The 6,941-nt window shown below is 73.8% G+C and carries 7 protein-coding genes; 4 read left to right on the forward strand and 3 right to left on the reverse strand.

Features of this window, described 5'->3' with window-relative positions:
* The first annotated feature begins 12 nt into the window (after window positions 1–12).
* On the forward strand, window positions 13–759 hold the full coding sequence (locus tag ACFWVC_RS10870) for a TIGR04222 domain-containing membrane protein (protein WP_384281921.1): 747 nt from the start codon (window positions 13–15) through the stop codon (window positions 757–759).
* A 57-nt stretch (window positions 760–816) separates the two neighbouring features.
* On the opposite strand, the gene hemQ is transcribed toward ACFWVC_RS10870, so the two are convergent.
* Window positions 817–1,548: a hydrogen peroxide-dependent heme synthase gene (gene hemQ / locus ACFWVC_RS10875; protein ID WP_384281926.1), complete on the reverse strand. Its 732-nt coding sequence runs from the start codon at window positions 1,546–1,548 to the stop codon at window positions 817–819.
* 4 nt (window positions 1,549–1,552) lie between these two features.
* Window positions 1,553–3,025, reverse strand: a complete 1,473-nt coding sequence (gene hemG, locus ACFWVC_RS10880; RefSeq protein ID WP_384281930.1) for a protoporphyrinogen oxidase — start codon at window positions 3,023–3,025, stop codon at window positions 1,553–1,555.
* Window positions 3,026–3,150: 125 nt separating this feature from the next.
* On the opposite strand from hemG, the gene ACFWVC_RS10885 reads away from it, so the two are divergent.
* Entirely contained in the window at window positions 3,151–4,119 is a 969-nt protein-coding gene (locus ACFWVC_RS10885) for a DUF4349 domain-containing protein (RefSeq protein WP_384281936.1), read from the forward strand.
* A 144-nt stretch (window positions 4,120–4,263) separates the two neighbouring features.
* On the opposite strand, the gene hemE is transcribed toward ACFWVC_RS10885, so the two are convergent.
* Window positions 4,264–5,307, reverse strand: a complete 1,044-nt coding sequence (gene hemE / locus ACFWVC_RS10890; protein ID WP_384281940.1) for a uroporphyrinogen decarboxylase — start codon at window positions 5,305–5,307, stop codon at window positions 4,264–4,266.
* Window positions 5,308–5,396: 89 nt separating this feature from the next.
* Between hemE and ACFWVC_RS10895 the strand changes: the two genes are divergently transcribed.
* Together ACFWVC_RS10895 and ACFWVC_RS10900 are read left to right on the forward strand one after the other, a co-directional pair.
* Window positions 5,397–6,044 (forward strand): DUF3000 domain-containing protein, encoded by a 648-nt coding sequence (locus ACFWVC_RS10895; protein WP_384281944.1) that lies wholly within the window; start codon window positions 5,397–5,399, stop codon window positions 6,042–6,044.
* 220 nt (window positions 6,045–6,264) lie between these two features.
* Window positions 6,265–6,927, forward strand: a complete 663-nt coding sequence (locus tag ACFWVC_RS10900; protein ID WP_384281948.1) for a LuxR C-terminal-related transcriptional regulator — start codon at window positions 6,265–6,267, stop codon at window positions 6,925–6,927.
* Window positions 6,928–6,941 lie beyond the last annotated feature (14 nt).

Here is a 6,941-nt window from a genome sequence, read left to right on the forward strand (position 1 = left end):
TAGAACTCCCTCATGTGGATGCTGTTCCTCTGCGTGGCCTGGGCCGCGGCGATCGTCTCCTGCGCACACCTGTGCAGGGCGGCGGTCGCCGCGGCCCAACTGCCGTCGAGCGCGCCTGCCGAGGGCGACGGCCGGCTCGGGCTGTACGAGATGGCCTACCTCTCCGGCGGGCCGCGCCGGGTGACGGATCTGGCAATGGTCACGATGGGCCGCCAGCGGCGTCTGCACCTGGCGGGAACCGGCTGGGCGACCGTCGTCGACCCCGAGGGGCGAAACGCCATCGAGCGCGCCCTGATCGCCGCGATCGGTCCCGAGGGCCAGCGGCAGATCCCCGCGACCCGCGCCGCGCACGCCGCCTCCGACGTCCTCGGCACCCTGGCCGACCGCCTCACCACGGCGGGTCTCGCGGTTCCCGCGGCGGCCCGTGAGTCCGTCGCCTCCGGCATGCGCGAGGTGCGCGCCGCCGTGGTGGTCATCGTCGTCATGCTGGCCGCCGCGACCGCGAGCGACCCGGGCGGCACCGCCCCGATCGCGCCCTGGTTCGCGCTCCCGCTGCTGCTGACCGCCGGCTGTTTCGGCATCGCCCGCGTCGAGATCCACCCCTACACCCGCTGGGCCTCCCCCACCGGCCAGGACCTGCTGCGCGCCGTCCCGGTCCCGCGCAGCCCCGCCCCGGACGACGCCCAGCTGCTCACCGCCCTCGCGGTCCGAGGCCCGTCGGCGCTCCCCGATCCCGAGCTCCGCGCCGCCCTGGCCTGATCACGCCGCAGCGGCGGCCGGCGCCCCGGCCGCCCCTGCGCACGGACTCCGGCGCCGTCAGGCCAGGCCCGCCACCAGTTCCGCCACCGAGCGGCGGCGGCCCGTGTAGAACGGGACCTCCTCACGGACGTGCATCCGCGCCTCGGACGCCCGCAGATGACGCATCAGGTCCACGATCCGGTGCAGTTCGTCCGCCTCGAAGGCCAGGATCCACTCGTAGTCGCCGAGCGAGAAGGACGCCACCGTGTTCGCCCGCACGTCCGGGTAACCCCGCGCCATCTTGCCGTGGTCGGCGAGCATGCGGCGGCGGTCCTCGTCCGGCAGCAGATACCAGTCGTAGGAGCGGACGAAGGGGTAGACGGAGACGTAGTCACGAGCCGTCTCGTCGGCCAGGAAGGCCGGGATGTGGCTCTTGTTGAACTCCGCGGGGCGGTGCAGGGCCATGTTGGACCAGACCGGGTCCAGACGACGGCCGAGGCGGGTGCGGCGGAAGCGGTTGTAGGCGTCCTGGAGGGCGTCGGCGGTCTCCGCGTGCCACCAGATCATGACGTCGGCGTCGGCGCGCAGCCCGGAGACGTCGTAGGTGCCCCGGACCGTCACGTCCTTGGCGGCGAGCTGCTCGAAGAGCTCCTCGACCTCCTCCGCCCAGCCTGCGCGGTCCTCGGGAAGGACGTCGCGGAGCCGGAACACCGACCAGAGGGTGTAGCGGATGACCTCGTTGAGGTCCTTGGCCTTCTTGCCCGCGTTGGGGGCCTTGGCCGGTGTGTCGGAAGCAGTCGAGTCGCTCATGGGGCTATTGTCCCGCGCCGGGTTCCGCGGACGGCCGCAGGGTGCCGAGGACCTGCCCGGCGGCACCGCGCGCGCTCGCCACGCAGGCGGGGACGCCCACGCCCTCGTACACCGCGCCGCACACCGCGAGGCCGGGCAGCTTGGCGACCTGCTCGCGCACGCGGGCGACCCGCGCCAGGTGGCCGACCGGGTACTGCGGGAGTCCGCCGTCCCACCGGGTGACGCGGGCCGCGACGGGCGCCGCGGTGAGCCCGACGGCCTCGCCGAGGTCCTCCCGGGAGAGCCGGACGAGATCGGTGTCGTCCCAGGCGAGGTCGGCCTCCTGGCCGTACCGCCCGACCGAGGTGCGCAGCACGTAGACGTCGGAGTCGGCGGCCCCGCTCCAGTGCCACTTCTGGCTGGAGAAGGTGGACGCCTTGATGGTGCGGCCGTCGACCGGCGGCACGAGGAAGCCGCTGCCGGGCAGCGCGTGCGTGATCTCGCGGCGCCGGAAGGCCATCGTCACCAGGGCGACGCTCGCGTACTCCACCGCCGCCAGCTCGGCCGCGGCGCCCGGGGACTCCGAGCCGAGCAGCTTGGCGGCGGCGGGCGCCGGCACGGCCAGTACGACCGCGTCGGCGTCCAGCACCTCGCGGACGCCGTCGTGGTCCCAGCCGACCTGCCAGCCGTCGGGGGTGCGCCGCAACTGCCGTACGGGGGCGTCGGTCTCGATACGGGCACCGGCGGCGCGGCAGGCCTCGGCGACCGCGACCGGCAGCCGTCCCACGCCGCCGCGGATGCCGGCGAAGACCGGCGCAGGCTCCTTCTTGACGTCCGCGGCCGCAGCGGCCGCCGCCGCGGACGCACGGCGCTGGGTCTCGCGGACGGCCTCGATGAGGGAGCGGCCCGAGCGCGCGCTCTCGTACAGCTGCGGAATGGCGGCGCGCAGCGAGATCTCGTACGCGTTGCCCGCGTAGACCCCGCCCAGCAGCGGGTCGACGAGCCGGTCGACGACCTCGTGGCCGAGCCGGGCCGCGACGTAGGTGCCGACGGCGACGTCGTCGCCCACCTTCGTGCGGGGCAGCACGTGGTCCAGCGGCAGCCGCGCCAGCCCGGCCGCGGAGAGCACGCCGGAGGCGGCGAGCGAGCCGATGTCGCCGGGGACGCCCATCACCCCGCCCTTGGGCATGGGGCGCATCCTGCCGCGCGTCCAGAGTCCGGCGGTCGTCGTCGCGGGCGGTTCCAGATCGTCGCCGAGGCCGACGGCGCGGGCCAGGTCCACCGCTTCGGGGCGGCGGGCCAGCAGCGACTCCGCGCCGAGGTCGACGGGGACGCCGGCGATCTCGTCCGCGTACAGCTTGCCGCCGAGCCGGCCGGAGGACTCCAGCACCGTCACGCGTGCCGCACCGCCCTCCAGCAGGAAGTGCGCCGCGGAGAGTCCGGAGACCCCGCCGCCGACGACCACCACGTGTCCGGCCCGGGGCTGCGTTTCGCTCATGTCTCCACTGTCTCAGACGCCGGAACGAGCCCTAACCGTGACCTCTTCGGGATCACGGACACGAAACCCCCGTCGCGCCCGCGCCGTCGAACCTGCGACATCCGCGCCGGACCCAGGGGGAACCCATGAACGCACCAACGACCGCCGCCCGCAGAGCACTTGCGGCACTCGCGCTGGCGGGTGTGCTCGCCCTCACCGGCTGCAGCGGGTCGGACGGCGGCAGCCTCAGCAGCGCCGACGACAAGTCCGTGGCGGAACCGGCGCAGGCCCAGGCGGACGGCAAGGCCGAGGCGCCCTCCGATGCCGCCGGTGCGTCGGGCGAGAAGAGCAAGGGAACACCCGTCCTCGACCGCTCCTTCATCGTCCGCACGGCGACGCTCACCGTCGAGGCCAAGGACGTCCCCGACGCGCTCGCCGAGTCCCGCACCCTCGTCGAGGCCGCGGGCGGCTACGTCGGCGACGAGAGCACATCCCTGGACGACGAGGGCCGCGAGCACTCCCGCGTCACCCTGCGGGTGCCTCCGGGGGGCTACGACCGGGTGCTCGGCGACCTCGCCGGCCTCGGCCGGCTGCTGGAGCGCAAGGTCAACGCGGAGGACGTGACGAGCCAGGTCGTCGACGTGGAGAGCCGCATCAAGTCGCAGCGGGCGAGTGTCGTGCGGGTGCGGGAGCTGATGGACCGGGCGACCAAGCTGAGCGACGTCGTCACGCTGGAGGGCGAACTCAGCACCCGTCAGGCCGATCTGGAGGCGCTGGAGGCGCAGCAGGCCTCGCTCAAGGAGCGGACCGGCATGGCGACGGTGACCCTCGTCCTCACCGAGCCGGACCCGTCCGCGGCGCCGAAGAAGGCCGACGGCTTCTGGGCCTCCGTGGGCGACGCGCTCGGCGGGGGCTGGCACGCGCTGCTCGTCACCCTGCGCGTGCTGCTGATCGCCCTCGCCGCCGCGCTGCCGTTCGCCGTCCTCGCCCTGCTCGGCGTGCTGATCTTCCGGCTCCTGGGCCGCCGCCGCGGCGGCCCCGCCGCGCCCGCGCCGGTCACGGCACCCGCACCGGTCACGGCACCCGCCACCGCACCCGAGCAGCCGCGCCCCTGACCCGGCGCGCGCAGGGTCCGTGCGGCGGGCGGGAGCCGTGCCGCACGGACCGCGCGCAGGGTCCGTGCGGCGGGCGGGAGCCGTGCCGCACGGACCGTGCGCGGAAGAACGGAAGAGCGGAAGAAGCGGGAGCGGCCGGAGGCCTCAGCGCGCCGTCTCCTGGTGGACGAACTCCACGAGCCGCGTCAGCGCGTCCGGGTCCGTCGACGGCAGGACACCGTGCCCGAGGTTGAAGATGTGGCCGGGTGCGGCCTGGGCCGAGTACAGCACTTCGCGCGCCTTCTTCTCCACGGCCGCGGTCGGGGCGAAGAGCACCGCCGGGTCCAGGTTCCCCTGGAGCGCCTTGTCGGGGCCGACGCGCCGCGCCGCCTCCTCCAGGGGCACCCGCCAGTCGACGCCGACGACGTCCGCGCCGGCCTCACCCATGAGCCCGAGCAGCTCGCCGGTGCCGACGCCGAAGTGGATGCGGGGCACGCCGTACCCGGCGACGGCGTCGAAGACCTTCACCGAGGCCGGCATGACGTAGCGCCGGTAGTCCTCGGGGGCCAGCGCGCCGACCCAGGAGTCGAAGAGCTGCACCGCGCTCGCGCCGGCCTCGATCTGCACCTTCAGGAAGGCGGCGGTGATGTCCGCGAGGCGGTCCAGCAGCCGGGCCCACAGCTCGGGCTCGCCGTACATCAGCGCCTTGGTGCGCTCGTGGTTGCGCGAGGGGCCGCCCTCGACCAGGTAGCTGGCCAGCGTGAAGGGCGCGCCGGCGAAGCCGATCAGCGGCGTCGCGCCGAGTTCGCCGGTCAGCATGCCGATCGCCTCGGTGACGTACTTGACGTCGTCGGGCTCCAGCGGACGCAGCCGGTCGAGGTCGGCGGCCGTGCGGATGGGTTCGGCGACGACGGGGCCGACGCCGGGCTTGATGTCGAGGTCGAGACCGATCGCCTTGAGCGGCACCACGATGTCGCTGAAATAGATGGCCGCGTCGACCTTGTGGCGGCGCACCGGCTGCAGCGTGATCTCGGTGACGAGGTCCGGCCGCATGCAGGACTCGAGCATCGGGATGCCCTCGCGCAGCTTGAGGTATTCGGGCAGGGAGCGGCCCGCCTGGCGCATGAACCACACGGGGGTGTGCGGCACGTGACGGCGCCGGCACGCCAGGATGAAGGGGGAAGCAGCGGTCTGCTGGTGCGCACTCACGCCCAAATCTTCGCATGCGCCAAGTGGGCGACCCGCCCGACCGGGTGTCGTCCCTCACAGAAGCCGCCCTTCGGCCTACGCTTCCCGGCATGGCAGCGGCTCATGGGCACCTCTCGGACGGGAACGACGCCCCTCTCCCGTTCCAGCACGCGGTCGACGCGCTGCGGCGCGCTCGCGTACGGAACGAGGTCGAGCTCGAACCCGTACCGCCGCCCAAACGCCTGGCCCCGCACGCGTACGCCCTGGAGGCGGCCGTCGTGGTGGAGGGCGAGGAACTGGCGGACGGCCGCCTGGTGCTGCTGTACGACGCGGACGGCCAGGAGGGATGGCAGGGCGCCTTCCGCCTGGTGACGCTGGTCCGGGCGGAGCTGGAACCGGAGATGGCGGGCGATCCCCTGCTGCCCGAGGTGAGCTGGTCGTGGCTGACCGGCGCCCTGGAGGCGCACGGAGCGGCCTTCGACGCGGCGGGCGGCACGGTGTCGCGCAGTTCCTCGCACCACTTCGGCGCGCTCGCCGAGCGCGAGGACTCCACCCGCATCGAGATCCGCGCCTCGTGGACGCCGGTGGCCCTCGCCGGCGGCGTGCCGGACGTCGCCGCGCACCTGGCGGGCTGGTGCGACCTGATGTGCACGAGCGCCGGGCTGCCCCCGACGCCGGCCGAGCCGCGCCCGCCGCTGGGCGGGGCGCAGTCCGTCGTGCCGCTGCCGAAGCGTCGCGGTCCGCAGCAGGCCCGCTGACGGGATCCGGCGCGCCCCGGCGTCCGACCTCGCGCTTTACCGCCGTCAACACGGGCTCACACGCGATGTACGCGATCTTCACACCTTCGATCGACAACGATCGACAGGGCGTCCGAATTGCCGGAATTGTTACTAAACAAACCGTGATCTTTCTCTAAAGCCGGGCGAAGTTGCTGCCGAAGGAACCTGTGACCCTTCCAGCCACGTCCCAGGAGGCCCGGTGTCGGTTCTTCTCGAGCACCCCACAAGCCTGGTCGCCTACCGCCCGAACAAGCCGACCGCAATGGTGGTTGTCGCCGACCCCCGCGTTCGCTCCACCGTGACCCGCCATCTGTGGGCGCTCGGGGTGCGCGACGTGATCGAGGCGTCCTCCGTCGCTGAGGCCAGGCCGCGGGTCGGCACCCCCCGAGACATCTGCGTCGCCGACGTTCACCTCCCCGACGGCTCCGGGCTGACCCTGCTCGCAGAGACCCGCGCCGCAGGCTGGCCCAACGGCCTTGCCCTCTCCGCCGCCGACGACATCGGCGCGGTGCGCAACGCCCTCGCCGGCGGCGTCAAGGGCTACGTCGTCACCGGTACGCGTACCAATCTCGGCATCCCCGGGCGCCCCGGCGGCGCCCCCATCGGCGCTGCGGGGCAGCGCCTGCAGCGCCGGCCCCCCGGCGCCCCCGGCCACGGCGGTGGTTACCGGGAACTGTCGGGCCGCGAGGTCGAGGTCCTCCGGCTGGTCGCGGAGGGCCAGTCGAACAAGGCGATCGGCGTCTCGATGGGCCTGTCCGCGCTCACGGTGAAGAGCCACCTGGCACGCATCGCCCGCAAACTCGGCACGGGCGACCGTGCGGGCATGGTCGCGGTAGCGCTGCGTACCGGCATCATCCACTGATCGCAGTCATACCC

Origin of the sequence: Streptomyces sp. NPDC058691, assembly GCF_042714775.1 — a bacterium.
In the GTDB taxonomy this organism is placed as follows: Bacteria; Actinomycetota; Actinomycetes; order Streptomycetales; family Streptomycetaceae; genus Actinacidiphila.